This window comes from Mycolicibacter algericus DSM 45454 (genome assembly GCF_002086455.1).
Taxonomy (GTDB): domain Bacteria; phylum Actinomycetota; class Actinomycetes; order Mycobacteriales; family Mycobacteriaceae; genus Mycobacterium; species Mycobacterium algericum.
Map to the genome: position 1 here is coordinate 1 of NZ_MVHC01000075.1, position 1434 is coordinate 1434.

The following is a 1434-nucleotide window of genomic DNA, read 5'->3' on the forward strand; positions in this document are numbered from 1 at the left end:
CACCCCAGGACCCGCCTACATCCCCAACCTCACCCGGTCAGCCGCGCCCGCCCACGCACTCCCGATCGGGAAGAGCCGGCAAAGTCTTCTTACTCCGGTTGTCAAGAGGTGCAGCAATCGCTTCCTCAATGGCAGCTCGTAGACGCGCCTCTTCTGCAAGACGATCGCGGTACCACGCTGTGCCCCAGATGCGGTGGAGTCTCCAACCGAGGCCGACCAGTATCTGCTCACGAAGGCGGTCACGGTCTCGAGCCGCGGGAGCCGAGTGGTATTGGTAGCCATCGCATTCGATTCCGATCGCGAACATCCCGGGGTAAGCGGGGTGCCGAACACCAATATCGATCCGGTATCCCGCAGCGCCCACTTGAGGCTCAACGACGTAGCCCCATCCGCGGATGACTGCCAGTACGGACTCTTCAAACGGTGATTCTGGATCGCGCCCGCTAGGTGAATACGGGACCGCAAGCACCTGAGGCCCTCGCTCCGCATACTCAAGGTAGGAACGGAGGTAGTCAACATTTTTGTTTGTCGACGGTGGAATCTCACGTGCGCGCATCGATGCGACGACCTCGACACGTTGACGAGCGCGGGTGATACCGACGTTGAGACGTCGCCACCCCTTGTCCTTGTTCAAGGCACCGAAGTTGGTTGATATCTTTCCCGCCTCGTCCGGGCCATAACCGATGGAGAAAATGATCACATCGCGCTCGTCGCCTTGCACCTGTTCCAGTGCTCGGATGAAGAACCCACGGAGACGATCATCCGTATCAAAGAATCGGTCGAGGTCTCGCCTGCTGACTCGAGCCTCATCTATGGCGCTCTGTACCGCATCCGCTTGAGCAACAGAGAATGTCACCACACCGAGAGTGAGTTCGGGATGCTTAGTGAAGTGCTCGATGACACGCTCGGCGACCTTGGCCGCTTCGATAGGGTTGAACGCCCCACCGCCGCGTCGATACATGCCATGTGCATGGAAGAACTCGATGCCGACGTCCTCGCCTTCGGCCTGTGCGGAGGGAAAAGTGACGAGTTGTCCCCCATAGAACTTGTAGTTGGAGAAAGCGATGAGGTCTTCGTGGCGGGACCGGTAGTGCCACCGGAGGCCCAAATTGTTGAACGCACCTGAGGCTTTGGCGAGTTCCAGAACCGATTGAAAGTCCTTGACGTCGGTTTCGTCCTCGTCGTCGTCCGTACTGCGGTCGAAGAAGGAGGTGGGCGGCAATTGCTTGTCGTCGCCGGCCAATATCAGGGCTTTGCCTCGGTAGATACAGTTTATGGCATCACCAGGAGTAACCTGCGAAGCTTCGTCAAAGATGACGATGTCGAACTCCATTTCCGGTGGCAGGTACTGGGATACTGAATCCCCCCGGCGTTTCCGGACGCTCACGGGTTTGAGAACTCAGTGACTTTCTGGGTTCGGTGCTGACTGTAGTA

At 58.3% G+C, this 1434-nt stretch carries 1 protein-coding gene; it reads right to left on the bottom strand.

What is annotated here, in order from left to right; translation table 11 throughout:
* Positions 1 to 37 precede the first annotated feature (37 nt).
* A complete protein-coding gene (locus BST10_RS22125) occupies positions 38 to 1333 on the bottom strand; it encodes an AAA domain-containing protein (protein ID WP_163762285.1) in 1296 nt (431 codons plus the stop codon).
* Positions 1334 to 1434: the final 101 nt, after the last annotated feature.

Excerpts from the sequence above, each read along its gene's own strand:
- BST10_RS22125 (WP_163762285.1), bottom strand. The coding sequence starts at position 1,333 with ATGGAGTTCGACATCGTCATCTTTGACGAAGCTTCGCAGGTTACTCCT.